General features: G+C 54.3%; 20 protein-coding genes. 16 read left to right on the plus strand and 4 right to left on the minus strand.

Annotation, left to right across the window (positions count from 1 at the left end; translation table 11 throughout):
• Positions 1–135: 135 nt before the first annotated feature.
• The 7 genes from Q3F21_RS12450 (at position 136) to Q3F21_RS12480 (ending at position 10,809) form a co-directional block, all read left to right on the plus strand.
• Positions 136–2,529: an AAA family ATPase gene (locus Q3F21_RS12450; RefSeq protein ID WP_340252956.1), complete on the plus strand. Its 2,394-nt coding sequence runs from the start codon at positions 136–138 to the stop codon at positions 2,527–2,529.
• A 159-nt stretch (positions 2,530–2,688) separates the two neighbouring features.
• Positions 2,689–4,449, plus strand: coding sequence for an ABC transporter substrate-binding protein (locus Q3F21_RS12455; RefSeq protein WP_340252958.1), 1,761 nt, complete (start codon positions 2,689–2,691; stop codon positions 4,447–4,449).
• Positions 4,450–4,529: 80 nt separating this feature from the next.
• Positions 4,530–5,495, plus strand: a complete 966-nt coding sequence (locus tag Q3F21_RS12460; protein WP_340252960.1) for an ABC transporter permease — start codon at positions 4,530–4,532, stop codon at positions 5,493–5,495.
• Positions 5,496–5,507: 12 nt separating this feature from the next.
• Complete coding sequence (gene opp4C / locus Q3F21_RS12465; protein WP_340252962.1) at positions 5,508–6,431, plus strand: oligopeptide ABC transporter permease; 924 nt, start codon at positions 5,508–5,510, stop codon at positions 6,429–6,431.
• A gap of 11 nt (positions 6,432–6,442) precedes the next feature.
• Positions 6,443–7,426 carry an oligopeptide/dipeptide ABC transporter ATP-binding protein gene (locus Q3F21_RS12470; protein WP_340252964.1) on the plus strand — a complete coding sequence of 328 codons (984 nt, stop codon included), beginning with the start codon at positions 6,443–6,445 and terminating at the stop codon, positions 7,424–7,426.
• Positions 7,423–8,388 carry a dipeptide ABC transporter ATP-binding protein gene (locus tag Q3F21_RS12475; protein WP_340252966.1) on the plus strand — a complete coding sequence of 322 codons (966 nt, stop codon included), beginning with the start codon at positions 7,423–7,425 and terminating at the stop codon, positions 8,386–8,388. The genes Q3F21_RS12470 and Q3F21_RS12475 overlap by 4 nt, the downstream gene beginning before the upstream one ends.
• Positions 8,389–8,559: 171 nt before the next feature.
• Positions 8,560–10,809, plus strand: a complete 2,250-nt coding sequence (locus Q3F21_RS12480) for a S8 family serine peptidase (RefSeq protein WP_340252968.1) — start codon at positions 8,560–8,562, stop codon at positions 10,807–10,809.
• A gap of 44 nt (positions 10,810–10,853) precedes the next feature.
• Here the strand turns inward: Q3F21_RS12480 and Q3F21_RS12485 are convergent, their stop codons facing one another.
• On the minus strand, positions 10,854–12,533 hold the full coding sequence (locus Q3F21_RS12485) for a PucR family transcriptional regulator (protein ID WP_340252970.1): 1,680 nt from the start codon (positions 12,531–12,533) through the stop codon (positions 10,854–10,856).
• A 131-nt stretch (positions 12,534–12,664) separates the two neighbouring features.
• Between Q3F21_RS12485 and Q3F21_RS12490 the strand changes: the two genes are divergently transcribed.
• Together Q3F21_RS12490 and Q3F21_RS12495 are read left to right on the plus strand one after the other, a co-directional pair.
• On the plus strand, positions 12,665–14,173 hold the full coding sequence (locus Q3F21_RS12490; protein WP_340252972.1) for a CoA-acylating methylmalonate-semialdehyde dehydrogenase: 1,509 nt from the start codon (positions 12,665–12,667) through the stop codon (positions 14,171–14,173).
• Positions 14,174–14,191: 18 nt separating this feature from the next.
• Positions 14,192–15,556, plus strand: a complete 1,365-nt coding sequence (locus Q3F21_RS12495) for an aminotransferase (protein ID WP_340252974.1) — start codon at positions 14,192–14,194, stop codon at positions 15,554–15,556.
• Between the two features lie 86 nt (positions 15,557–15,642).
• Here the strand turns inward: Q3F21_RS12495 and Q3F21_RS12500 are convergent, their stop codons facing one another.
• A complete protein-coding gene (locus Q3F21_RS12500; RefSeq protein ID WP_425341252.1) occupies positions 15,643–15,867 on the minus strand; it encodes a PLDc N-terminal domain-containing protein in 225 nt (74 codons plus the stop codon).
• Positions 15,868–16,104: 237 nt separating this feature from the next.
• Here Q3F21_RS12500 and Q3F21_RS12505 point away from each other — a divergent pair, with 237 nt between their 5' ends.
• On the plus strand, positions 16,105–17,457 hold the full coding sequence (locus Q3F21_RS12505; RefSeq protein ID WP_340252976.1) for a hypothetical protein: 1,353 nt from the start codon (positions 16,105–16,107) through the stop codon (positions 17,455–17,457).
• Between the two features lie 2 nt (positions 17,458–17,459).
• Here Q3F21_RS12505 and Q3F21_RS12510 read toward each other — a convergent pair whose 3' ends face one another.
• Both Q3F21_RS12510 and Q3F21_RS12515 read right to left on the minus strand, forming a co-directional pair.
• Positions 17,460–17,885, minus strand: a complete 426-nt coding sequence (locus tag Q3F21_RS12510) for a hypothetical protein (protein ID WP_340252978.1) — start codon at positions 17,883–17,885, stop codon at positions 17,460–17,462.
• 9 nt (positions 17,886–17,894) lie between these two features.
• Positions 17,895–18,452 carry a hypothetical protein gene (locus Q3F21_RS12515; protein WP_340252980.1) on the minus strand — a complete coding sequence of 186 codons (558 nt, stop codon included), beginning with the start codon at positions 18,450–18,452 and terminating at the stop codon, positions 17,895–17,897.
• Between the two features lie 189 nt (positions 18,453–18,641).
• Here Q3F21_RS12515 and Q3F21_RS12520 point away from each other — a divergent pair, with 189 nt between their 5' ends.
• The 6 genes from Q3F21_RS12520 to Q3F21_RS12545 all read left to right on the plus strand — a co-directional run bounded on the left by Q3F21_RS12520 (position 18,642) and on the right by Q3F21_RS12545 (position 26,275).
• On the plus strand, positions 18,642–20,006 hold the full coding sequence (locus tag Q3F21_RS12520) for an NAD(P)-dependent oxidoreductase (protein WP_340253004.1): 1,365 nt from the start codon (positions 18,642–18,644) through the stop codon (positions 20,004–20,006).
• A gap of 128 nt (positions 20,007–20,134) precedes the next feature.
• Positions 20,135–21,406, plus strand: coding sequence for an NAD-dependent dihydropyrimidine dehydrogenase subunit PreA (gene preA, locus Q3F21_RS12525; RefSeq protein WP_340252982.1), 1,272 nt, complete (start codon positions 20,135–20,137; stop codon positions 21,404–21,406).
• A 102-nt stretch (positions 21,407–21,508) separates the two neighbouring features.
• The gene (gene hydA, locus Q3F21_RS12530) at positions 21,509–22,894 is read left to right on the plus strand and encodes a dihydropyrimidinase (RefSeq protein ID WP_340252984.1); all 1,386 of its coding nucleotides are present in this window, start codon (positions 21,509–21,511) and stop codon (positions 22,892–22,894) included.
• 34 nt (positions 22,895–22,928) lie between these two features.
• Positions 22,929–23,819, plus strand: coding sequence for a nitrilase-related carbon-nitrogen hydrolase (locus tag Q3F21_RS12535; RefSeq protein WP_340252986.1), 891 nt, complete (start codon positions 22,929–22,931; stop codon positions 23,817–23,819).
• A gap of 122 nt (positions 23,820–23,941) precedes the next feature.
• Positions 23,942–24,466, plus strand: a complete 525-nt coding sequence (locus tag Q3F21_RS12540) for a hypothetical protein (protein ID WP_340252988.1) — start codon at positions 23,942–23,944, stop codon at positions 24,464–24,466.
• A 96-nt stretch (positions 24,467–24,562) separates the two neighbouring features.
• Positions 24,563–26,275, plus strand: coding sequence for a methyl-accepting chemotaxis protein (locus Q3F21_RS12545; protein ID WP_340252990.1), 1,713 nt, complete (start codon positions 24,563–24,565; stop codon positions 26,273–26,275).
• Positions 26,276–26,324: the final 49 nt, after the last annotated feature.

The following is a 26,324-nucleotide window of genomic DNA, read 5'->3' on the forward strand; positions in this document are numbered from 1 at the left end:
ACAGTCTGTATTAGTGTGAAGCTGTACATAATATCAACGATTACGCCTCATAGGGGATCCCTGTCCTTTTCACTTTACAGAAAATATGATACAACAGGAGTGAGAAGAGATTGTACGGATGGGAGAGGACCTTTGATGCAGCAACAGAACGTACCGGACCGTCTGAAACAAATATGGATCTGGCGAGAGCAGCCCCTTGGAACACAAGAAGCGACAGAGGGAGAGCTTCTGTCGGCTTTGCATGTGGTCGAGGATTTGCGAAAAAACGCTCCCTTCGACCGGATTGACAAAGCCGAAGCGGTCGTTCTGACCTTGCTTGCTGCCAAGCGGATGAAGAAGCCGGGAGGCCATACGCTGGCAAAGGAATGGCTGGACCGGGCCATATCGCTGGATGCTTCCTTTCCATTGGCTTTGCAATGCCGTCTTTGGCTGTATGAAATGCGGCTAAAGGAACATCGGTTTTATCAGGGCTATCCTTCGGTGCGCGAGACAGATAACGCTGTCAGCCGCCGCAAAAACCTGGACATTCTCCAGGAAGCGGGCAGAGTGGAGCTGGAGGAGCTTGGCGGGTGGCGTATACTGACGGCAGAAGCCACAGAGGCGGCAAAGCTGGCCGGGGAATACGAAAAGGCGGAGAGGCTGGCAGCCCTGGGAGCTTTGTACGCGGAAAGGGAGCGGCTGCTGCAGGAAATGCTGGAGCGGGCGGAGGAGCACGCCGCTTCCCTTCACGGGCTGTTTTATTCCGGAGAATCACTGGCGTCTCTGCAGGAATCGATTCGGTCACTGACTGCCCAGCATGAAAAGAGAGCCGCGCTGATCGATCCCGAAAAGGAAGCCGATGTCGCAGAAGAACCAGCAGGGAAACGGTCCGCTCTGGAAGAGCTGGAGGCTTTGATCGGCTTGCAGGAAATCAAGGAGCGCGTTCGCTCGCTGGCAAATTTTCTCCGCTACCGCCGATTGCGAGAGGAAAAAGGGTGGCATATGCAAGACGAGCTTTCGCTCCACCTCGTTTTCATGGGCAATCCGGGAACAGGGAAAACGACACTCGCCAGGCTCATCGCCAGACTTTATCACGAGCTTGGATTGTTGGAGCGTGAAGAAGTCGTGGAGGTCGATCGCTCCCATTTGGTGGGCGCATACGTAGGACAGACTGAGCAAAAGGTGATGGAAGCAGTCAAGCGGGCAGAGGGCGGCGTCCTGTTTATCGATGAGGCTTACAGTCTGAAACGGCCGGACAGCTCCGGCAGCGATTATGGCCAGGCCGCGATCGATACGCTCGTTGCCGCCATGACCGGCGGCGAGTACGCAGGTCGCTTTGTCGTCATGATGGCGGGCTATCCCGAGGAGATGAGGCAGTTCCTGTACGCCAATCCGGGACTTCGCAGCCGGTTTCCGGAAACCGGCCATTTTCTTCTTCCCGATTACAACACGGAAGAGCTTCTGCTCATTGCCGAGCAAGTCGCCAGCCGCAATGATTTTACGCTGACAGCGGAAACGCGCGCCGCCCTTCGGGAGCGGATCGAGCAAGCCCAGGTAGACCACACCTTTGGCAACGCCCGGACGGTCCATAATATCGTCCTGGACGCCATTTTTGCCAAAGGGCGGGAGCTGGATGCCCAAAAAGAGCTGGACTGGCATGACTTTACCATTCTCGACCGAGAGGATGTTCTGCCCAAGCGCAGCGATCAGAAGACAGACAATGCCTGGGAAAAGCTGTCCGCCTTGATCGGTTTGGAGCAGGTGAAGGCCGAGCTGCAGAAGATATCAGCCTTTGTCGACGTTCAGCGCAAGCGCAGCGCGATCGGGCTGCCAGCCTTGCCTATTGAGCTCCATGCGGTTTTCACAGGGAATCCGGGTACCGGAAAAACGACGGTTGCCGGGCTGTATGCCGAAAGGTTGAAAGAGATCGGCTACTTGAAGCGGGGACACCTCGTCACGGTGAGCCGGGCTGATCTGGTCGCCGGATTTGTGGGGCAGACGGCTGCTTTGACCAGGCGGAAGGTTCGGGAGGCGCTGGGAGGGGTCCTGTTTATCGATGAGGCTTACGCTCTGGCCGAAGGAAGCGAAACGGATTATGGCCATGAAGCAATCCATACATTAGTGGAGGAGATGACCAGGCATCAAGAAAACCTGGTCGTTGTCCTCGCCGGCTACCCGCTGGAAATGCAGCGGTTCATGGCAAGCAATCCGGGACTTTACTCCCGCTTTAAAAAGCATATTCCGTTCCCGGATTACACGACGGATGAGCTCGTGGAAATGCTCAGGCAAAAGGTTTGCCAGGAAGGATACCAGGTGCACGACAAAACCGTGGAAACGATCCGCGCCCATTTGGAGAGGGCCGCCTCAAGCAACCTGCTGCACGGGAATGGCAGGCTTGTCCAAAATCTCGTTCAGGAAGCGATGCAAAATCAGGCGGTAAGGATAACCGAGCGGCAGACAGGGGAGTGGACGCGCGAAACGTTGAGCATGCTGGAATGGGAAGACTTTGCCCCGTTGTTTTTGCCAGCAGGAGACGGAAACAGAGCGTGATCTTGCGGAGGGACTTTTGTCTCTCTTTTTTTGTATGCATGACGCCTAAGGACACATTTCTGCAAGATATATTTTGATCAACAAGAATTTTCTATCTGATTACCAAAATATAGGTTATAATGGAAATGTTATGTGAAAATTCAAAAAGGGGGAAATTTAGTGAAGAAAAGGTCAATTTCTCTATTTATTTGCTCCTTGCTTACAGGGGCACTGCTTCTGTCAGCTTGCACACAGCCTGCAGCGCAGCAGACGGAGCAAAGCCAGCAAGAGCAAAACCAACAGGGACAGAGCCAGCAGGAGCAGAACCAAGCGGGCGAAAAAAAGGAGCTGGGCTTCATCAAGGCGACTGATCCGTCGAAGGTGCCGGAGTCGGCGAAGAAGCGGACAGACACGATGGTACTTGGCATAACAGACCCGCAGGGCATTTTCAACTTCTGGTTTTACAACACGATTTATGACCGATACGTGATCGAAGCGGTAACCGAGCGATTGCTCTCGGTAGCAAAGGACGCCAGTGTCATTCCGGGACTTGCGGAAAAATGGGAGGTTTCCGAGGATGGTTTGACATATTCGTTCTATATAGACAAACGGGCAAAATTTTCCGACGGCAAACCGGTAACGGCAGAGGATGTCTCTTTCGCCTACCATGTCCTCCTGGATCCCAAATACGACGGAAGAACGAACTTGTCCAAAGCCAAAATCAAAGGCGGAGAAGCGTACAAGAATGGAAATGCAAGCAGCATCGAGGGCGTAAAAATAATCGATCCGCAGACCATTCAAGTTCAGGTGGAAGAGGCAAACGCAACGACCCTGCTGCTGCTCGGGGCTGAAATTTTTGTCCTGCCCAAGCACTATTACGGACAAAACTACGCGAAAGGAAACCTGGCGCACGTCAAGAGCCTGCATCAGAAGCCGATGGGCAGCGGTCCCTACATTTTGAAGGAGTTCATCCCTGGACAGGAAGTCCGGCTGGTGGCGAATGAAAACTACTGGAAGGGCGCGCCGAAAGTCAAAAATTTGATCTTCAAGTCGACAACGGATGAGACCCAGATTCAAAGCCTGAAAACGGGTGCAACCGACTTTGACGCTTCGATTACCGTAAATGCCGACAATGTCGAGGCGTTAAAGGAGCTCGGTTTTGTCAATCTAGACATGCTGCTGAACAACGGATACGGCTATATCGCGATCAATCACAAGCTGCCGAAATTCCAGGACAAACGCGTCAGACAGGCATTGATGTACGGACTGAACCGTGAGGAAGTCGTGTACGCCTATTCCCAAGGCTATGCCGAGGTCATCGACGTTCCGCAGTCAAAGCTTTCCTGGGGCTATCCGGATGAGTCCAAACTGACGAAGTACACCTACGATCCGGAAAAAGCGAAACAGCTTCTGGAAGAGGCGGGCTGGAAGCTGGAGGGCGACGGCTACCGTTATAAGGACGGCAAGAGGTTCACCATCCAGTTCTCTGCTTCTACCCCGAATGAGGTAAACGACGCGCTGATTCCGATTGCGGTGGAAAACTACAAGGAGCTGGGGATTGAGTTCATCGCGGAGCAGCTGGAATTCAACGCGGTTATCGATAAACGCGACAAGGGAGAGCACGAGATGGCGTTTTTGGCCATGGGACTTTCCACAGACCCTGATCCGTACGGCTTGTTCCACACCAATGGCGGCTCCAATAAAGACAGTTACTCCAATCCGAAAGTCGATGAGCTGCTGGAGGCCGGCCTGAAAGAATTTGACCAGGCCAAGCGCAAAGCGATTTACCAGGAAGCGTACGAGATCATCAACGACGAAATTCCGGTAGTCTTCATGTACCAGCGCTACAACTTGAACGCGTACAGCTCCAGACTTTCCGGATTTGTCATCTCTCCTTACAAATACTTCTCTGAGTCTCTGAACGAAATTCAAATTAACTAAATTTTTTAGACAACCACACCGATTGGCAATATGCTCGGCTTCACGCTGGGCATATTGCCTGCATAAGAGGGGAGGAAATCATGAAGCAGCTCCTTATCCGCAGACTCATCCAGAGCATCCCGACCCTGATCGGCGCCTCAATCCTCGTCTTTCTCGTGTTCACCTTGGCACCAGGGGATTTTCTCACCCAGATGTCGGCTGACGCCAACATGACCCAGGAAAGAATCGACGAGATACGCGCCTTGCACGGGCTTGATCAACCTCTCTACAAGCAGTACCTCACCTGGATTGGCAACCTTTTGACGGGCAATTTCGGCGAATCCGTCCTGCATCGCCAGCCTGTGACGAGTGTGATCCATATATTCATGTGGAACTCCTTTTTGATCGCCATTATCGTTCTGGTGCTGCAATGGATGATTGCGTCAATCGTCGGCATCCTGGCCGCGCTCCGGCAGTATTCCATCTACGATTCGGCTGTCACGCTGCTCGTATTTATGGCGATGTCCTTTCCTTCCTTCTTTTTAGGGCTGCTCATGCTCAAGTTTTTTGCCGTCGACTATCAGATTTTCCCGCTGGGCGGCATGCGGTCGACAGGCAGTACCCTGAGCGGCTGGGCGGATTTTTGGGACGTGATGAAACACCTGGCGCTACCGGTAATCGTTCTGACCATGCTGAATATCGGCTCGGTGACCAGATACTTCCGGACCAATATGCTGGAAGTGATCAGGCAGGATTACGTTCGCACAGCCCGTGCCAAGGGATTGAAAGAACGCGTCGTCATTTTCAAGCACGCGCTGCGAAACGCCTTGCTCCCGCTGATCACCCTGTTCGCCCTTGAAATACCGGGATTGTTTTCCGGTGCGATCATCACGGAACGCATCTTTAACTGGCCGGGCATCGGCCGGGTCGTGCTTGACGGCATTTTTCAAAGGGACTACCCGCTCTTGATGGGCTTCACGATGCTGCTGGTCGTGCTGACGATCGTCGCCAATATCCTGGCCGATCTGATGTACGGCGTCGCAGATCCGCGGGTCCGGAACAGGTAGGGGGGATATGAGATGAGCCAGAATCTTGCAAACGTCCAGGTGAAGGTCAGGACCAAAAAAGTCAAATCCGACTCCCCGTGGCGCAGCGCCTTCCGCCGGCTGTTCAAAAACAAGATGGCCGTGGCCGGGGTGGTTGTCCTCGCTTTTATGTTCTTGTTTTCGTTTATCGGTCCCTACTTTTCTTCGCACCTCGACGCGAAGATCACGGTCAGAAACGCCAATCTGCCGCCAAACGAAACGCATTGGCTAGGCACGGACAAACTCGGCCGGGATGTGCTGCTGAGGACGATGGAGGCGGGAAGGGTTTCCTTGCTCGTGGGGGTAGTCGCGGCTTCCATCATCGTATTGATCGGCGGCACGCTTGGGGCGATTGCCGGTTACTACGGACGCTTTGTCGACTCGGTGATCATGCGGTTTGCAGACATTCTTTACGCGATACCGACATTGCCCATCCTCGTGGCGCTAGGCGCTATCCTGTCCGATTTGAAGTTTCCCCCGGATAAGCGAATTTACCTGGTCATGTTCATCGTCGGAATGATCGCCTGGATGAGTCTTTCCCGTCTCGTGAGAAGCCAGGTTCTCAGCTTGAAGGAACAGGAATTCATGCTGGCGAACGAAGTGCTCGGACTCCGCGACAGGCGGAAAATCTTCAGGCATCTGCTGCCCAATACGGTTCCGATCATCATCGTTGCGGCGACGCTCGGCGTAGCCAACTCCATCCTGCTCGAATCCACGCTCAGCTTTCTCGGACTCGGCGTAGTTCCGCCTACCCCGTCCTGGGGACAGATGATCTCGGCGGCAAACAACATGATCGACTTTCAGAACAGGCCCTGGCTGTGGGTACCTCCTGGGATATGCATTTTGCTTACTGTCGTTTCGATCAACTTCATCGGTGACGGCTTGAGGGACGCCTTTGATCCCAAACAGAAAAGGTAGGGAAGCTGAACATGTCCAAGACACTTGTTGAATTTCGCAATTTGAAAACCTATTTCCATACAGAAGCCGGTGTCGTACAAGCTGTGAATGACGTCAGCTTTTCCATTCGTACGGGAGAGACAGTCTGCATTGTAGGGGAATCCGGGTGCGGCAAAAGCATAACCGCCATGTCGCTGATGCGCTTGATCGCTTCGCCTCCCGGGAAAATTGAAGGCGGAGAAATTCTGTTTGAAGGCCGCGACCTCCTGAAGATCAAGGAAAGCGAGATGAGAATGATCCGCGGCAACGAGATCGCCATGATCTTCCAAGAGCCGATGACATCGCTGAATCCCGTTCTGACGGTAGGAGATCAAATCATGGAGCCGTTGATCGAGCATACGCTACTCTCCAAAAGCGACGCTCGAAAAAAATCTATCCAGCTCATCGAGCAGGTAGGAATTCCGCGCGCCGAACAGGTTTTCGACAGCTATCCCCATGAATTGAGCGGGGGGATGAGACAGCGGATCATGATCGCGATCTCTCTCAGCTGCGATCCGAAGCTGCTCATTGCCGATGAGCCGACCACAGCCCTGGACGTTACGATCCAGGCGCAAATACTCGATTTGCTCCGGCAATTGAAAAAAGACCGGAACATGTCTCTAATGCTGATCACCCATGATCTCGGCGTCGTTGCAGAAATGGCTGATTACGTGATCGTCATGTACGCGGGAAAGGTGATCGAGGAAGGCCCGGTCATAGAGATTTTCCAGAATCCGCGCCATCCGTATACAAAGGGCCTGCTGCTCGCCAAACCGGTAATCGGCCAACGAAAAGAACGCTTGTTTACAATCCCGGGCCAGGTGCCCAATCCGATTGGATTGGGGGAGAATTGCCACTACAGCGACCGCTGCGAGCATGCGATGGATATTTGCCGCGCGAAGCAGCCGGAATTAAAAACAGAGGGAGCAAGCGGCAAAGTGGCATGCTGGTTGTACGAAGGTGAGGGTGCGAAATGAGCGATGTCATTCTGGAAGTAAAAGAGTTGAAAAAGTATTTTCCGATCCGCTCCGGTGTGTTCCAACGGACGATCGGGCATGTAAAAGCGGTTGACAAGGTCAGTTTTACAATGAAAAGAGGAGAAACACTGGGGCTTGTCGGTGAGTCGGGTTGTGGCAAAAGCACAGCCGGCCGGACGATTATCAGGCTGTACGACAAGACCGAGGGCCGCGTTCTATATAATGGGCGGGATATCCATCAGCTGCCGCCAAAAGAGCTTCGCAAATTGCGTCCCAAAATGCAATACGTGTTCCAGGACCCGTTCAGCTCGCTAAACCCGCGCGTGAAGGTCGGGGAGGCGATCGGCGAAGCGGTCGTCGATCACGGGCTGTGCTCGAAGGCGGAAATTCGCGAGAAGGTGTTGGAGGTGCTGAATATTTGCGGTTTGGCGCCTTACCACTACGATCGCTACCCGCATGAATTTTCCGGCGGGCAGAGGCAACGGATCGGGATTGCCAGAGCACTCATCCTGCAGCCGGACTTTATCGTCCTCGACGAGCCCGTATCGGCTCTTGATGTATCGATCCAGGCGCAGATCATCAATTTGCTCACTGATTTGCAGCAGCAGGAAAACCTGACCTACTTGTTTATTTCTCACGATTTAAGCGTCGTGGAACACATCTGCACATCCGTGGCGGTTATGTATCTAGGCTCGATTGTGGAGATGGCTCTACGCGAAGAGCTGTTTGCAAATCCGCTCCATCCGTATACGAAAGCGCTGCTTTCTGCCGTACCGATACCGGACCCTACGATCACGCGGGAGCGTATCTTATTGACAGGAGATATCCCGAGTCCTGCCAACCCGCCACAAGGGTGCAAGTTTCATACCCGTTGCCCGGTTGCCACGGACAGATGCAGGGCAGAAGTGCCGGAGTACCGAGAAGTCCGTCCGGAGCACCATGTCGCATGCCATCTGGTATAACCGATTGGACCGGGCAGGGTTCTTTCGGCTGGAGGCCGGGAAACGAAGAAAGCGCATGATCCAGTGCGGATCAACTGCGCTTTTTGTCCGTCTAAAGCTTGGGACACTTTTACAATTTTTCCTCTTTTCGTATAATGTTGTTATTAAAAAAGGAGACAAGGGGGCATTTCATTGCGGGCGAAAGGGCATGTGACACTGACTGCCGTACTGGTGCTGTCGCTCATGGCCGGCGGGCTGCCGACGGGAGCCAAGCAGCCGGGAGAGCGCAGAGGCGATCTGGATATCGAGGCCAGGGAAGTCTCTTCGCTGGACACTCGTTCCAAGCGGGAAGCGGGAGAAGACACGGACCTGGTCGTCATCCAATTCGACGGGCCAATCGAAGAAGAATGGAAAGTAGAAGTAGAGGACATAGGAGTAGAACTAGGCGATTATTTGCCGGACTATTCCTTTATCGCAAAATTGTCTGACAAGAAAGATCATAAACAGCTGAAGCATCTTCCTTTTGTGAAAAGCGTTGCTCCTTTTTACCCGGTAAACAAGGTCGCTCCCACTTTGCGCAAGGCATTGGGAACAACAAATGAAGTAGAGGTGGCCGTGATCGGCTTTGATCAGCATGTGGACATGCGCCGCACTCTCCATCGGGCAGCGGGTGAAGAGCTCGCGGGTAAAGTGGACTCGCTGAAAGAAGCGAAGCATATTTCGCTTGCCCGAATGAGCGGCGAAGGATTGGAGGAGATCATCCAGTCAGAAGATGTGATCGCCGTGGTTCCTCTGCCGAAGCGGAAACTGCATAACGATCGGGCTGCCAAAATCATCAAGGCAAACAAGCTGGAGGCTTCCGGCTTTTCAGGGAGAGGACAAATCATCGGAATCGCGGACAGCGGTTTGGATACGGGCGACTTGGACAATCTCCATCCCGATTTTCAGGGAAGGGTCAAAAGCTTGTATGCAATCGGCCGCAAAGACGATGCCAGCGATCCGGACGGTCATGGAACGCATGTGGCCGGTTCGGCGCTCGGCAGCGGAGAAGCCTCCGATGGACAGTATCAGGGAATGGCCCCTGAGGCGGAGCTGGTCTTTCATTCCATGCTGACGAAAAAGGGATACCTGGAAGGCGAGGTCAAAGACATTCTCGGGGAAGCGTATGAGGACGGCGCCCGTATCCACGCGGATTCATGGGGGACGGACGATAACGGCAACTATGGACTGGATTCCTACTTGTTTGACCAGTTTCTATGGGCACACAAGGATATGACTGCCCTGGTCGCGGCAGGCAATCAGGGAGACCTTGGCTACAAGACGATCGGCAGCCCCGCGACAGCCAAAAATGTGATCGCTGTGGGAGCTACAGAGAACGACCGGCCAGACGTCGGCGGCAAAGAGGCAGACGATCCGGATACCGTTGCGGGATTCAGCAGCAGGGGAACGACAAAAGACGGACGGCTGAAGCCGGATATTGTCGCTCCAGGGAGCTACATTCTTTCCGCTCGCTCGTCGGTGGCGCCTGAAGACGAGTTCGAAGCGCTGTTCGACGATTACTATGCGTACAATAGCGGGACAAGCATGGCGACACCGATCCTGGCCGGAGGGGCGGCTCAGCTCCGCCAGTTTTTGCTCGAAGAAAAGGAACTGGATGAACCGAGTGCCGCCCTGATCAAAGCGATGCTGATCAGCGGCGCCGATGACCTGGATGAAGACATGCGCCTGCAGGGATTCGGGCGGGCCAACCTTTTGCAGGCGATTGAGACGGACTTTGTCGATGAGAAAGAGGGTCTCATAACCGGTGAAGAAGCGACGTTTGCCGTTGAGGTGACCGACCGTACCAAACCGCTTGCCATCACGCTGGCTTGGACGGACTATCCGGCTTCTCCGGCGGCGAAAAAAGCCTTGGTGAACAACCTGGATATGACGGTTACCGCTCCAAGCGGCGAGAGGTTCAATGGCAACGACTTTTTCCGTTACCCGTATGACGACGAAGTAGACAATCTGAACAACGTGGAACAGGTATGGATATCCCGTCCGGAAGAAGGCTTGTACACGGTGAACGTAAAAGGCTTCAACATTCCGAAAGGTCCTCAGCCCTTCGCCATCGCCACTACAGGCAAATTCGTGGAGAAGGGCGGCGGGAATCATATCCAATACGGGGAGTTGAATGATGATAAAAGAATCAACAGATTCGATGATTACGCATTTCATGCCGAGAGCGAAGGCCGGTTGAGAATCTACGTCGACTGGAACAATCATGGGTCGCTGAGTCTGACTTTGTATGGCCCAAGCGGCGACATACTTGCGATCAAAGACCTAAAAAAGAGGAAAAACCTTGTTTTTCCCCTGCCGGAGAAAGGGCGGTACAAAATCAGATTGGAGCTTGAAGACGGCCCGAGGGCTCCCTACAAGCTGTCGATGAGCTATCCGGAGTAAACCCTGAAATGAGCATTTGTATTTAAACAGCGCGATTCACCACACTAACGCGGTGGACCCGCCGTTTTCTCGTGTGCCCGGCTTGCAGGGGAGCGATATTTCAAGCCGTCCTTCCACTCGTGGGCCCGCAAGGCGATTTCCAGGCAAAGACGTTCATGGGGATGGGCAAAGTCTACCGGGAGATGCTCCTGGATTTTTTCCAAACGATGGTACAGCGTCTGGCGGTGGATAAACAGCTGATCAGCCGTTTCCTGCTTGGACATGCTGCGATCCAGGTAGACGCGCAGGGTTTGGACCAGCTGGGTTCCGTTCTCGGCGTCGTACCGGAGGAGCGGTCCCAGGTAATCATCGATAAAATGCGTGAGTACTGGCTCCTGCGGGACATGAAACAACAGCCGAAACAGACCCAGTTCGGAAAAGTAGGGACTGTGGGCATCCTGCTGAAAGATCAGGGCCTGCTCGGATTCTGCCAGATGCTTGCCCGCTTCCGACAGGCGTTCCCCAGGGCGGCTTACGCCAAACAAGACATCCGTATCGGCGCCTATGACCTGCCGGCACATCCGTTTCATTTCCGCCATTGCCTTGTCCAAGGTTCGGCGGATATCCGTTTGATTGGTCGGTGCGATCAGCAGCAGGTAAAAGCGGTTTCCCTTGCAGCGGATGAAGGGGCGAAAGCCGAGCCTCGTCAACAGGGAACGGAAAACACCTGTCAGCTCATGCGGGGCAAGAGGCGAAGAGAGCTCCTCCGCGCTTCGATGCAGAGACAATAAGAGCGTATAGTAGGTCGGTGTTTTGTTCTTGCCGGATAAACCGAGCAGCGAGCGAATTTGTTCCTCTGGCAAGGGCCTGTTCGCGATCAAATCGTCGAACAGCCGATTTTCCGCAGCGAGCATCTGCTCCTCGGCAAACATTTTTCGCATCAGGATTTGAGCCATGGAGCTTACGGTGTAGTCGAGCGTCAACAGCAGGTATTCGTCTGCCTCCCGGTCATACAAAATCAAGCCGACATAAGCGAGCAGATGTCCCATGACGATAATGGGCTGGTAGACCAGCTTCTTTTTGTCCGAGAGGGCGATGACCCCGCTTCTCGCAGCCGTATCATTCCCTTGGGGCAGAGCGGTACGCATCAGGACAGACAGCTCCGACTGTACAGCCTGCGGCAGGGGAGGGACGTAGAGGGGATTGCCATCCAGAGGGAAGAAAAACACCTGTGTGTGAACGCTCGCCTGAAAATGCTGCAGCAGTTTCGGGATGCCCTGTGTCTGCAGACTGAGCTGCTGCAAACTGCGGGAATACGTCTCCAGGTTGCGAAGCGCCTGCATTTGACGATTGATCAAATGCTCGTGCAGATCTAGCGTAATGTCAACAAAACGAACAGGCTTGTGAAAGACGATCAATGGAAAGTCATGATGGTCCGCAAGCTCAATCATGTCCTGCGGCACGTTCGGAATGTAGTCGCCCAGCTCGATGCAAAGGCCGACCGCCTTACGCGAGATGAGCTCGGAGAGATAAGCGAGCCGCTTTTCTTTCACCTCGCCAAACCCGAGTCCGGTCGAAAGGATCAGCTCTTCTCCATTCAAGTATTGAACGGTATGAGCCGCTTCCAGCACATGCACCCACCGCACGGAACGGGATACTCCCCGACTGCCTGCCACCACTTCGGCATGTTGAAACAAAGGGCGTTTGACGACATCAGCCACTGTCAGGCGCCATTCATTGGTCATTCTTCCCCTCCTATAGACAGTATGTAACATGAATACTACCGAACTCCTGTCAGTTTGTCTAGTGATGATACGATGAATGTTCAGATAAGATAGAATTATCAATCATATATGTGCGCAAAGGAGTTGACGTGATGAGTACAACAATCGTTGGTCCTACTTTGAAGAACTACATCGCCGGAGAATGGGTGGAGTCGCAGGCTGAGCGCTATGAGGATATTCCCAACCCGGCCACAGGCGAATTGCTGTCACGCGTGCCGCTTTCGACCAGGGCTGACGTGGACAAGGCTGTTCAAGCGGCCAAGGCGGCATTTCCGGGTTGGAGCCAGACTCCTGCCGTGGACCGCGCCCGGATCATGTTCCGCTTTCAGCACCTGCTGTGGGAGCATCAGGATGAGTTGGCCCGGATGATTACGCTGGAAAACGGGAAAAACCTGGCGGAAGCACAGGCCGAATTGCTGCGCGGCATCGAAATGGTCGAGTTTGCTGCCGGAATGCCGACGCTGCTCATGGGTGAGACGCTGCCGAATATCGCCAAAAACATCGACTGCCAGGTGATACGGTTTCCGCTTGGCGTAGTGGGCGGCATTACTCCATTCAACTTCCCGCTGATGGTGCCGATGTGGATGTACCCGATCGCCATTACGGCAGGAAACACATTTGTCCTGAAGCCGTCCGAACGCACGCCGCTGTCCTGTATTCGGATCGCCGAGCTGTTGAAGGAAGCCGGATTGCCTGACGGCGTGTTCAATGTCGTCAACGGCGCACATGACGTCGTAAACGGGCTGCTGGAGCATCCGGATGTGAAAGCCCTTTCCTTCGTCGGCTCGCAGCCCGTCGCCGAGTATGTCTACAAGACGGCCGCAGCTCATGGAAAACGCGTTCAGGCGTTGGCCGGAGCGAAAAACCATCACCTCGTCATGTCGGACACGAATCTGCAGCGAGCCGCCAAAACGATTGTCAGCTCCGCCTTTGGCTGTGCCGGCGAGCGCTGTATGGCGGCGAGCGCGGTCGTCGCGGTGGAGGAGATCGCCGACGAGCTCATCCGCCATCTGATCGAAGAGTCCAACGCCTTGACAATGGGGAATGGGCTGGAGCAGGGAGTGGACCTTGGACCAGTCATCCGCGCTTCCCATCTGGAAAAAGTGCACGGCTTCATCGAGCAGGGACTTTCCGCAGGGGCGGAGCTTGTTCGGGATGGACGGGAGGATGCGAAAGCAAGTGCGGGAGGCTATTTCCTTGGACCGACGATTTTTGACAAGGCAGATGCCGAAATGGTCATCGTCCGCGACGAGATCTTTGCCCCCGTGCTGAGTATCATGCGGGTGAAAAATTTCGAGGAGGGACTTGAGACGATCAGCAAGTCCCGCTTTGGCAACGGGGCCACCATCTACACAGAAAACGGAAAGTGGGGACGGGAGTTTGTACAGCGCGTGGAAGCCGGCATGGTCGGCGTCAACGTCGGCGTGCCTGCGCCAATGGGCTTCTTCGCCTTCACCGGCTGGAAGAACTCCTTCTACGGAGATTTGCACGCCAATGGCAAGGACGGCGTCGATTTCTTCACGAAGAAGAAGACGATCACGTCCCGCTGGTTCGATGACGGCGACACCAGCATCGGTTCCCAGAAGGTATTCGTGAAATAACGAAAGGGTGGATCGAAGATGAGCCAAGAGCAACAAACCCAAGCGGTGGAAAAGGAAGCTCTGCTGGAAAAAGACAGGGCGCACATGTGGCATCACATGTCGCCATACAACCCCAACCCGATGATCGTCACGGAAGCAAGCGGCTCATGGGTGACGGACATTGACGGCAACAAATACTTGGACGGCATGTCCGGCCTTTGGTGCGTTAATATCGGCTACGGCCGTCAGGAGCTTGCTCAGGCTGCCTACGAGCAATTGCAAACGATGGCGTATTTTCCGCTGACGCAAAGCCACGTGCCGGCGATCAAGCTGTCGGAAAAGGTGAGCGAGTGGCTCGGCGAAGAGTACCGAATCTTTTTCTCCAACAGCGGCTCGGAAGCAAACGAGGTTGCCTTCAAGATCGCCCGGCAGTACCACCACCAGAACGGCGAGCCGGGGCGGTACAAGTTCATTTCCCGCCACCGCGCCTATCACGGCAATACGATGGGCGCGTTGGCAGCTACCGGACAATCGATCCGAAAGCAAAAATACGAACCGCTGGCACCTGGCTTTCTCCACGTATCACCGCCGTATTGCTACCGCTGTCCGTTTGGAAAGTCGTACGGCAGCTGCAGCCTCGAGTGCGCCCAGGTGTTCGACGAGGTGATCAACTGGGAGGGAGCAAACTCAGTGGCGGCTGTCATCATGGAGCCGACGATCACGGGCGGCGGCGTCATCGTTCCTCCGCCGGAGTACATGCCCAAAGTGCGGGAAATTTGCGATAAGTACGGAGTGCTTCTGATCGTCGACGAAGTGATTTGCGGTTTTGGCCGTTCCGGTCAAAAGTTCGGCCATCAAAACTTTGGCGTCAAGCCCGATATTGTGACCATGGCCAAAGGAATTACAAGCGCGTATTTGCCGTTGTCGGCAACGGCGGTGCGGGCAGAAATTGCCGACAAGTTCAACGAGCAAGGGGTCAACCTGCATTTCCGCCACGTCAATACATTTGGCGGAAATCCGGCGGCCTGTGCGCTTGCGCTGAAAAACCTGGAGCTGATGGAAGAAGAGCAGATGATCGAGCGGGCCGGCCGCCTGGGCGAGGAGCTGCGGGAGAAGCTGTCGTTTTTGGAGGACCATCCGCATGTCGGCGACATGCGCAGCTTCGGGTTCCTGATGGGCATCGAGATGGTCGAAAACCGGGAAACAAAGGAACCGGCAGCGCCAGACAAACTGACCAAAATCATTGGAGCCTGTAAACAGCTCGGCCTGATCATCGGGCGAAACGGCGATACGATACCGGGCTTCAACAATGTGCTCACCCTTTCGCCGCCGTTCTCCACTACGAGCGAGGACATTGATTTCATCGCGCGCGTGCTGCGAGAAGCGTTCGCGGAATTGGCGTAAGCATACCTGGCAAATAAAGAGGCTTCCTGTTCCCCGACTGCTATGAGCATGGCAGAAAGGGGAGGGAAGCCTTTTTGGACGAATCGTTATGAATCATTGCGAATGATGAAATAAACAATCAGGCCCATCACCGGAAACATCAGTGTGCCGATGAGGACCAAGAGAGCATACTCGCTGCTTTTTCCGCGTTTTCTTGCGTCACGGTAGGCCCATATGCTGGTTACGATATTCAGGGCGTATAGAAACAGGATGACCAGGAACGGGAACAAAATCATGTTGATAGGAAAATCGAAGCTGCTTTCGTAAACCACAAATGCCCCTCCCAAAAAGTAGATAGCACGATAAAGGAAACGAATTTTGTCCTCTTCCTGCGGAGAAACGAGCCGTCCGTCTCAGACTGGACGGCAAAAAGCCAGGAACATTTTTCTCAATGGATATGGAAAGTATTGACGCAGGATGGGGATCATGGTAACGTACAACTTGATCAATACTCACTAAACAAATGGGAATTATATGAATTCTGGAGGTTTCGACAGAGGAGGATGACTATGAACAAAGCACGTACGATCAAGCAGGCAGCCGCCGGGGCAGTGCTGCTAACCGCATTGTCGCTGTCATCAGGGGTGCCGGTTCATGCAGCCCTCGCGACGACATATGGATTAGCCGGGCAATCTGCCGCAGTCCAAACATCAACGCTTCAGACCGCATCCGTCAAGGACAGTGCTGCCTACATCACCAAGCGGTACGGAATTGCTCTGTCCGGGACCATTACAAAACAGCAGTATGAAAAGGCTTTGCAAACACTGCTGGCTGCTTCCAGTATAGCGGTTGACAGCGCTGGGGCCAATCCTTCTTTCTTCCCGAAAGCATCCGCCGACAGCAAGCTTTTGCTCTGGGAGGCCGTCAGCGCGTCGGTGAAGGCCGCTGACTTGAAAGAACTGGCTCTTACCTATTCTGATGAAAAGATCGCGGCAGCCTGGGATGCGGCGGGCTGGTCGTACACTCCGGGCAAAACCATTGCCAAGGAATCCGCGCAGGAGGTAGCGGTCGCGCTGGACACCGGTTTGCTGTCCGCAAAGCCTGTGGCCGGAGCAAAGCTGGAAGCCAATGTTTCCGCCGACGTCGCTTATCAGTTATTGGGCAAGGTAGCCGAATTCCATGGAGAGCAGCAAAACTATCTCGGCGAAATCAGCGACGACGATATCTTTGGGAAGCTCGTGCAGGCGTGGAACGAATCCCAGTTGATCAGAACAGAGGAATTGCAAAAGACGGTAGACGAAGGAGTAAAGCAAAATCTGATCACGGGCTACAATCTCAAAGATACGCGGTTTGATCCCGGCTTCGATCCCACTCGGACGATTACATACGGGCACAGCGATATCGTCCATGCGGTACAATTGATCGGACTGCTCCGCAGCGAAGGCATTGATGCGAAAGTCCAGCTGGAGCCGAAAACGTCCGCTTTTGTTTATCTGAAAGAATGGGGCGAGCCTGTTCAGACGGATGATTACCAGGTAGTACCGATCGACAACGGCAACCACATTGCGTATGCCAAGGAATACGATCTCAGTCTCGAGTTTGCCACCGTCAAAGAAAAAGAGCTGTTTCAGCCACTCGTGCTGAAGTACGCGAAACGAAATCAGGAGGATATGACAGGGCTTCTCAAAGCGTCCTGGTGGCAGCCGCTCTATTATTCCCTGACAAAGCTTGATGATTATCCGGTGATTACGAACCATGTACTGAAAAAAGGGCGTTATCTGGCACAGACGTTTACCCTGAACGAACAGTCGGCCAGGGTCGCAGCCGGCCTGAAAAAAATCAATCCTTCCGTCCATGTTGAAACGTATCAGTTCTGGGTGGATCAACCGTTTTACAACTATTTAAAAGGGGACTATAAATAAGCTCAGTCCTGCTCTTCCGGATTGTCAGGAGGCTGGTTATCCTGTTCGGCCTGGTAGGCGCGAAGGCCGCGGATGAACATGTCCAGGATGACGTCGTGCTGCGTTTTGCTCGCCACCTTCAGTCGAATTTGCTCCAGCTCGGCAACCAGCTCTGAATCCAAATGCAGATTAACGGTTTTTCCCCTGCTGCGCGGGTGAATCTCGTAATGGCTGCTGTTCTTTTTTACCACTCCTTCGACAATCGCCTCCTTGCCGAGTATCCGGCGATCAGGCACATACAAGCAAGGGGCCTCAAGTACAATATGGGTCAGCTCTTCACTGAAACGGATGGTGAGGGGCTGCCCTTTTCTTTTGTGAAAATCGCGAATCTGGCGCGAATACTCCTGGTTTTCCACCGTATTGTTCAGCGTGATGACAGCTGTTTCCATAAGTCCTCCTTACGATTGGGCAAGCAGATGGGAATCGTGGCTGGATTGTTGCAGGGCACTCTCCGGGATGTCATCGATCACTTCGCCGCTTTCCTCCAGCTGCGCCTGGTACACAAACAGCTCGTCTTCGGTGTCAGCCTTGCTCACCGCAACTGCCGTAATGACAGCGCAAACCGATTGTCCGCTCCGCTCCAGCCGGACGCGGTCAAGCACGTCAAAGCTGGGGACTAAAAGACCCCGCCCGTGCAAAAAGCGCAACACGTCCCGCCGGGGGTAGAGAAATCGCTTGTTGCCCTGTTTGCCTGAAAGCAAGGGAAATGCTTCGCGCTCATCGATGACTGTCCCGAGCAGCCCGTCGTCTGCCCACCTTTTTATCGAGGCCATGCTGCCCGTCCGTCCGCTCCGGGAGGCGAGCAGGTCGAGTATTTCTCGCGAAGATACATAGCGTTTTCTCTCCAGGCGCTGTTTCTCACAAGCAATCCGTTCCGCTTCCAACCGCTCCAACCGTTCGGTCGTTTCCGCAATTTGCCGTTTGAGTCTGGCAATCAGCTGGTCGTAATCCTTCATGCCATCCCCCTCAATTTCCACTTTGGTATCAGCCTATTCCGCGTTGAAATCAATCATGCCTGCGAAGTCGGTTCCATTTCATAACCGGCATATGAAAAAAGGGGATGAAGGAATCATAAAACGCTTTTTTTCCACATTGATTAATACCAAGGAAGCGATTTTCAGAACGCCAGAGGAGGTTGTTGCATGATGAGCGTTCACCGCGAAGAAACTGCGTCCATGCTGGAAGCAAATTTTCAGGAAGTGGTTCCTGCGCTAAAGCCGAAAGAAGCGATCGACGAAGCAAACCGGTGCCTGTTCTGCTTCGATGCGCCCTGTATCAAGGCTTGCCCGACCTCGATCGACATTCCGTCCTTCATTAAAAAAATTGCTACCGGCAATCTTCTCGGTTCGGCCAAGACGATCATGGCGGCCAATCCGGTGGGAGCAAGCTGCGCCAGGGTCTGTCCGACAGAGGAGCTGTGCGAGGGGGCCTGTGTACTCAATCACGCTTCAAAGCCGATCATGATCGGTTTGCTTCAGCGCCACGCGACAGACTGGGCGATAAAAAATCAGAAAATTCTGTTTAGGGCGGGCGAGAACAACGGCAGACGTGTTGCCATCGTGGGCGGCGGTCCCGCAGGTCTCTCGGCTGCCCGGGAGCTTGCCCGTTTCGGCTATGAAGTGACGGTTTTCGAAGCGAGGGAAAAGGCGGGCGGGTTAAACACCTACGGCATTGTGTCCTTCCGTCTGCCACAGGAGATAGCCCTGTGGGAGGCGGAACAAATCCGGCAAATGGGCGTGATATTCAAGACCGGTACCCGCGTCGGTGTGGACGTGACGCCGGAGGAGCTTCTGCAAAGCTTTGATGCTGTATTGCTTGCGGCAGGCATGGGAGCTGTCCCGATGCTGAACATCGAAGGCGAAGGCCTGGCCGGCGTGCTTGATGCGATCTCTCTCGTGGAAGACACCAAAACAAAGCCGCTTGCTGACCTGATGCTCGGCAAGAAAGTGGTCGTGATCGGAGCGGGAAATACGGCGATAGACGGTGCGACTGCCTCCAGACGACTGGGTGCCGAGCTCGTTCAAATCCTTTACAGGCGCACAGACAAGGAAATGACCTGTTACCAGTTCGAGTACGAATTCGCCAAACAGGATGGAGTGGAATTCCGCTGGTTGGTAGCGCCGACCCGGATTATCGGCGAAAACGGACGGGTGACCGGGATCGAGCTTATGCGAATGCAGCTTGGCGAGCCGGACGCGAAAGGGCGGAGGACTCCCGTACCGATACCGGGAAGCGAGTTTGTGCTCGAGACGGATTTCGTCGTAAAGGCGATCGGGCAAACGCGGCATGAAGGCCTGATCGAAATGTTCGGCCTAAAGCACAAAAACGGAATCGTCGAGGCAGAGGAAGGAACGTACCGCACTTCTGATCCGCGGGTTTATGCCGCGGGAGATGTCATTTTTGGCGGAGGAGGGACGGACGCGATGGTCGTCGATGCCGCCAATCACGGAAAGCGGGCTGCTCATGCGATGCACGCGGCACTGGAAGAAAAGTCTCAGCCGGTTTCGTAGATATATTGAAGTGGATGAGCAACAAAACGGAAACGCAAGAGCGGCAATAGGCCATGTATTCTGGGAACCGTTTTTCATGAAACGGTGCTGATCGATAGAAATCTCCAGGTAAAAGGAGGCGCAGCGCAATGGCAGATTTACGCATCAATTTGGCCGGAATCGAGTCGCCCAATCCGTTTTGGCTGGCTTCGGCTCCGCCCACCAACTCCGGATATCAAGTGCAGCGGGCATTCGATGCGGGCTGGGGGGGCGCAGTCTGGAAGACATTGGGTGAACCGATCATCAACGTGACGTCCCGGTTCGCCGGTCTCCATTTCGGAGGGCAGCGGGTTCTCGGCTTCAACAACATCGAGCTGATCACGGACCGACCGCTTGAGGAAAACCTGAAGGAAATGCGGGAGACGAAGAAGCTGTTTCCGAAGCACACCTTGATCGCTTCGCTGATGGTCGAGCATAAACGGGAAGCGTGGCATGAAATCGTAAAAAAAGTGGAGGCCATAGGGGTTGACGGACTGGAGCTGAACTTTGGCTGCCCGCACGGAATGGCGGAACGCGGCATGGGTTCGGCGGTCGGGCAGCACCCTGACCTGATCAGGCAGCAGGTAGAGTGGGTGAAGGAAGTTGCCCGGACGCCCGTTATCGTCAAGCTGACTCCGAACATCACCGATATCCGCTTCACCGCTCGTGCAGCGTCATCCGGCGGAGCAGATGCCGTCAGTATGATCAACACGATCAACAGCCTGATGGGAGTCGATCTAAACTCGTGGCTGCCGATCCCGCATGTCGACGGAAAAGGAGCGCATGGCGGTTATTGCGGACCTGCCGTGAAGCCGATCGCGCTCAACATGGTAGCGGAATGCGCTCGCGATCCGCAGGTGGGGATTCCCATCTCCGGGATTGGCGGTATTTCCACCTGGCAGGACGCCGTCGAATTTTTGCTGATGGGAGCAAGCGGCGTTCAGGTGTGCACCGCAGCTATGCATCACGGTTTTCGGATCGTTGAGGACATGATCGACGGTCTGAACAACTACCTGGATGAGCGGGGAATTGCTTCGGTTATGGACATCGTCGGCAAAGCCGTGCATACGTACTCAGACTGGGGGCATCTCAACCTGAATTACAAGGTCGTAGCCCGCATTCGCGAGGAGACCTGCATCAACTGCAACAAGTGCCATATCGCCTGCGAAGACACCTCTCACCAGTGCATCGATATCGTCACTGACGAAATGACCGGGAAAGAAAGGCTGGTCGTTCGGGAAGAGGACTGTGTCGGTTGCAATCTCTGTTCCATCGTGTGTCCGGTAGAAGGGACGATCGAGATGGTGGAAATTCCGTCGGACCAGCCACCGCTTTCCTGGAACCAGCGCCAGGCGGCACTGGCAGAAGCGAGCCAGGAGTAATGTTTTGGCCGGGGACTGCATAGCCTGTACTGGCAAAATGGCAAAAGACAAAGCCGCTAGTGCAAATGCCCTGCGGGGGCTGGGAAAAGAGGGGGATATAAAATGAAAAAATGGATTCGCGGAGGTACGGTTGTGACGGCAGCCGATACGTACCAGGCTGATGTCTTGATGGAGGGTGAGCGGGTAGTCGCGATCGGCCATCAGCTGCCAGTCGAAGGAGCGGAAGAGATCGACGCCACGGGCTGCTATGTCATTCCAGGCGGGATCGATCCGCATACTCACCTCGACATGCCATTTGGGGGAACGGTGACGGCAGACGACTTCTTCACCGGCACCAGGGCAGCGGCATTTGGCGGGACGACCAGCATCGTTGATTTCTGTCTGACCAAAAAAGCGGAAACACTGCGCTCGGCGATTGCCGCATGGCACGAAAAGGCTCGCGGAAAAGCGGTTATCGACTACGGGTTTCATCTGATGATCGCGGAGGCAAACGATCAAGTATTGGAGGAGCTGGAGAGCGTCATCTCGGCGGAAGGCATTACCTCGCTGAAAGTGTTTATGGCTTATAAAAATGTCTTCCAGGCAGACGACGAGACCTTGTTTAAAACGCTTGTCAGGGCCAAGGAGCTGGGGGCGCTCGTACAGGTGCACGCGGAAAACGGCGATGTGCTCGATTATTTGACAAAGCAGGCGCTGGCAGAAGGAAAGACAGATCCGATCTACCATGCCTATACACGGCCGCCTGAAGCGGAAGGAGAGGCGACGGGCAGAGCCATCGCTTTGACTGCCCTGGCCGGATCGCAGCTTTACGTAGTCCATGTCTCGTGCGCTTCCGCCGTGCAGCGGATTGCGGAGGCGCGGGAGAAAGGCTGGAATGTCTACGGCGAGACATGCCCGCAATACCTGGCTTTGGATCTAAGCGTCATGGATCAACCAGACTTTGAGGGGGCCAAATACGTCTGGTCTCCGCCGCTGCGCGAGAAATGGAACCAGGAAGTGCTGTGGAGTGCGCTCAAGAACGGGATCTTGCAGACAGTCGGCTCCGATCACTGTCCTTTCAACTTTCACGGGCAAAAAGAATTGGGGCGCGGCGACTTCACCAAAATTCCGAACGGCGGTCCATTGATCGAAGACCGTTTGACGATCCTCTATTCGGAGGGGGTACGCCAGGGGCGCATCAGCCTGAACCAGTTTGTGGACATCTGTTCAACGAAGGCAGCAAAGCTGTTCGGAATGTTTCCGAAAAAAGGAACGATCGCGGTGGGCTCGGATGCGGATATCGTCATCTTTGACCCGAATGTAAAACGGACGCTTTCCGTCGAAAGCCACCATATGAACGTCGACTACAACCCGTTCGAAGGGATGGAAGTATACGGCGAGGTAGTATCCGTTCTGTCGAGAGGCTCGTTTGTGGTACGCGACAAGCAATTCGTCGGGCAGGCAGGCTGCGGCCAGTACATCAAGCGCACTACTTTTCAACAGCCGTAACATCAAGCTAGCCCGAAAGGAGGCAGACACAAGCATGGCAAGCAAGGTCACGATCGGCCTGATCCAGGCAAAAAACGACGTCCATGGCGATGAGCCGGTCCACGTCCACAAGGAAAAGGCAATCGAAAAGCACGTCAAGCTGGTGCGCGAGGCAGCAGTCAAAGGCGCTCAAATCATTTGCCTGCAGGAAATCTTTTACGGTCCGTACTTTTGCGCCGAACAAAACACCAAATGGTACGAGGCGGCAGAGGAGGTTCCGGATGGACCAACCATCCGGCAATTTCAGTCGCTCGCCAAACAGCTGGGGACAGTTCTGATCCTGCCTGTCTATGAGCGGGTAGGCATTGGTACCTATTACAATACAGCCGCTGTGATCGATGCGGACGGCACGTACCTTGGCAAATACAGAAAGCAGCACATCCCTCACGTGGGAGTCGGCGGCAACGGCTGCGGCTTCTGGGAGAAATACTATTTCAAGCCGGGAAATTTAGGCTATCCCGTTTTTGAGACGGCATTTGCCAAGGTGGGCGTCTACATCTGCTATGACCGCCATTTTCCGGAAGGGGCAAGGCTGCTTGGGCTGAACGGGGCAGAAATTGTCTTCAATCCGTCTGCGACTGTTGCCGGCCTCTCCGAGTACCTCTGGAAGCTGGAACAGCCGGCCCATGCCGTGGCGAATGGATACTACGTGGCCGCAATCAACAGAGTGGGAGTGGAAGCCCCGTGGAAGATGGGAGAATTTTACGGCCAATCGTACCTGGTAGACCCGCGGGGACAATTCGTCTCCGTCGGCAGCAGAGACCAGGATGAGGCAATCATCGCGGAAATGGATAAAAACCTGATCCGCCAGGTTCGGGATACGTGGCAATTTTACCGCGACAGAAGGCCTGAGACCTATGACGACATGGTTAAATTGCTCCCTTAAAAAAGACATGGGTCCTGCGAAATGGCCTGGCTGGCGAAAAGCAGGGCGGCGCGGTGCGGCGCCCCCTCTTTTCCCGTTTGGAACACGAGCTGCAAATGAATCGGCGAAGAGGAGTTTTCTCTATGAAAAAGATCGTCTATCGGGGAGTCGAATACCGGGAAGCCGAACGGGTCGTGCAGCTGCAAAGATATGAACGGCACGAGCGCAGACAATTTGTGAATGGGGCCGTCGCCAAGGCTGTGTTTGGCTCAGGCGTCTATCTGGTCAGCAGCATGAAGATAGCGGCCCAGTATGCCATTTGTCACGCGGAGACGACATGGGACCAGGCGGCCATACTCGCACAGGAGCTGCGAACTACGGGACTTTTTCATCTGAACGAACAATACGGAGAGAACCAGCTTCGAATCGATGCCCTGCAATATCAATATTCCGTGGACGATTTAAAGCGGATTTCGGCCGCTATGGATGAACAGGAATGGCTGGATTGGACGGGAGAGCAAATCAGACTTTACCTGATGGAACAGGGCTATCAAGGGATCTGTTATCAGATAAATGGCGAGCTGACCTACTACATTTGTTACAGCCCCGACCAGCAAATTTCCAATATTTCATTGTTTTCAGTTTTTGATGTGGGAGTTTCGTCGTAAAACTATCGACTTGTCCATCCTCCTTTGGTAGAATTAGACATTATTCGACTATTTTCTGCAATCATGACTATGAAAATAAGGAGATGGCCTCAAGACATGAAACTACTACGCAACATGCGAACGCGTACAAAGCTAATGAGTCTGGTTGTTCTGATGAGTGTTTTTTTGGGAGGAGTAGGAGCTACTGGCTACTACAATTTAATGAAAGCGGAAACAAGGATGACCACGATGTACCAGGATCAGCTGTTGCCGATCAAGTGGGTGAACGAGCTGCGTACAGAAACGAGACAGATCGAGGCAATCATGTATAAAATGATGTTGGAAACAAGCCCTTCCAAACAAAGGGACTACAAGCAGCAGTATCAGGACTTGGTTGCGGAGTCTGACGAATTGCTTGTGAAGCTTCAGGAATCCGCATCGTCGGAACAGGAGACAGAGATTCTGGAAACGCTGAAAATGCTGTTGGAAAAATACCGGGGCGACCAAAAAGTCGTGATTCATCTCATAGAAGAAAAAAATCCGGACGAAGCCTTTGCTTTCTTCCGCGCGACGGAATCAACGCTGAGCGGGATTAACCAGGAGCTGAAATCTTGGGCGGACTACAACTCCGCAAGAGCGGAAGAAACGAACAACCTCAATACCGCGGAGTCAAAAATTGTAGAAATTACGATGCTCGGGATCGCGGTGCTAGCGATTGTGCTCGCGCTCGGCGTCGGATTTGCCATCGCCCGGATGATTGCCAACCCGCTCCGTGACGTGGCTTCCAGACTGGAGGAGCTGGCCGGCGGAAATTTGGCGGTGAAGCCAGTCGACTACACGGGCAAAGATGAAGTCGGGACTTTGGGACTGGCCTTCAACCGATTGGTGTCCGAGCTGCGGCTTTTGATCGATCAGGTGAAAGTGGCAAGCGAACAGGTAGCGGCTTCCTCCGAGGAGCTGCACGCGAGCGCCGAGCAGACGGCGAGAGCGTCAGAGCAGGCTGCCGCAGCCATCGAAGAGATCGCTTCCGGATCAGAGGTGCATACACTCCGTTCGCAGGAAGGCGTACGGGTCATGGAGGAAATGGCTCTGGCCGTACAACGCATCGCCGAAACCTCAGGCTCTGTCTCTGAATTTTCAGGACAGGCCGCTCAGGAAGCCGCGCAAGGAAATGAACGCATTCAATCCGCGGTCGATCAGATGACGGCGATCAATGAAGCGGTAAGCCGGGCTGCCGATATGGTTCGACTGCTTGGAGTCAGGTCCGAAGCGATCGGAGAGATCGTTCAGGTCATTACGGGTATCGCTTCGCAAACCAATCTGCTTGCGCTGAACGCTGCCATCGAAGCAGCCCGTGCCGGAGAGCAAGGCCGCGGCTTTGCCGTTGTGGCCGACGAGGTACGAAAATTGGCCGAGCAATCGGAAGGATCTGCTCGTGAGATTGAGCGACTGATCCAGGATATCCAGAATGAGACCGCTCAGGTAGTGAATGCGATCAAACAAGGTACCCGGGAAGCGGAAACGGGCAGCGTTATCGTGCGCGAGGCTGGCGAAGCCTTCCAGCGCATCGTCGGTTCGTCCCAGACGATCGCGGAACAAATTCAAGAGGTATCGGCGGCGACGGAGCAAATGTCGGCAAGCATCCAGCAGGTGGCGTCGTCCATGGATGAGATGAACCGGTTGGCCCAGGAGGCTTCCGACCATACCCGCGGCGTTGCTGCCACGTCTGAGGAACAGCTGGCATCGATGCAGGAAATTACCAACTCCAGCGAAAATCTGAGCAAGCTGTCGCATGAGCTGCAATTGTCCATTAGCCGGTTTAACATGTAAAAGCGAGCAAACAGAAGAAGCTCCGCCGAATGATCGGCGGAGCTTGCTT

It is taken from the genome of Brevibacillus borstelensis, from assembly GCF_037834415.1.
GTDB classification, from domain to species: Bacteria; Bacillota; Bacilli; order Brevibacillales; family Brevibacillaceae; genus Brevibacillus; species Brevibacillus borstelensis_A.

Excerpts from the sequence above, each read along its gene's own strand:
- Q3F21_RS12450 (WP_340252956.1), top strand. The coding sequence starts at position 136 with ATGCAGCAACAGAACGTACCGGACCGTCTGAAACAAATATGGATCTGG.
- Q3F21_RS12460 (WP_340252960.1), top strand. The coding sequence starts at position 4,530 with ATGAAGCAGCTCCTTATCCGCAGACTCATCCAGAGCATCCCGACCCTG.
- opp4C (WP_340252962.1), top strand. The coding sequence starts at position 5,508 with ATGAGCCAGAATCTTGCAAACGTCCAGGTGAAGGTCAGGACCAAAAAA.
- Q3F21_RS12470 (WP_340252964.1), top strand. The coding sequence starts at position 6,443 with ATGTCCAAGACACTTGTTGAATTTCGCAATTTGAAAACCTATTTCCAT.
- Q3F21_RS12475 (WP_340252966.1), top strand. The coding sequence starts at position 7,423 with ATGAGCGATGTCATTCTGGAAGTAAAAGAGTTGAAAAAGTATTTTCCG.
- Q3F21_RS12485 (WP_340252970.1), bottom strand. The coding sequence starts at position 12,533 with ATGACCAATGAATGGCGCCTGACAGTGGCTGATGTCGTCAAACGCCCT.
- Q3F21_RS12490 (WP_340252972.1), top strand. The coding sequence starts at position 12,665 with ATGAGTACAACAATCGTTGGTCCTACTTTGAAGAACTACATCGCCGGA.
- Q3F21_RS12495 (WP_340252974.1), top strand. The coding sequence starts at position 14,192 with ATGAGCCAAGAGCAACAAACCCAAGCGGTGGAAAAGGAAGCTCTGCTG.
- Q3F21_RS12505 (WP_340252976.1), top strand. The coding sequence starts at position 16,105 with ATGAACAAAGCACGTACGATCAAGCAGGCAGCCGCCGGGGCAGTGCTG.
- Q3F21_RS12510 (WP_340252978.1), bottom strand. The coding sequence starts at position 17,885 with ATGGAAACAGCTGTCATCACGCTGAACAATACGGTGGAAAACCAGGAG.
- Q3F21_RS12515 (WP_340252980.1), bottom strand. The coding sequence starts at position 18,452 with ATGAAGGATTACGACCAGCTGATTGCCAGACTCAAACGGCAAATTGCG.
- Q3F21_RS12520 (WP_340253004.1), top strand. The coding sequence starts at position 18,642 with ATGAGCGTTCACCGCGAAGAAACTGCGTCCATGCTGGAAGCAAATTTT.
- preA (WP_340252982.1), top strand. The coding sequence starts at position 20,135 with ATGGCAGATTTACGCATCAATTTGGCCGGAATCGAGTCGCCCAATCCG.
- hydA (WP_340252984.1), top strand. The coding sequence starts at position 21,509 with ATGAAAAAATGGATTCGCGGAGGTACGGTTGTGACGGCAGCCGATACG.
- Q3F21_RS12535 (WP_340252986.1), top strand. The coding sequence starts at position 22,929 with ATGGCAAGCAAGGTCACGATCGGCCTGATCCAGGCAAAAAACGACGTC.
- Q3F21_RS12540 (WP_340252988.1), top strand. The coding sequence starts at position 23,942 with ATGAAAAAGATCGTCTATCGGGGAGTCGAATACCGGGAAGCCGAACGG.
- Q3F21_RS12545 (WP_340252990.1), top strand. The coding sequence starts at position 24,563 with ATGAAACTACTACGCAACATGCGAACGCGTACAAAGCTAATGAGTCTG.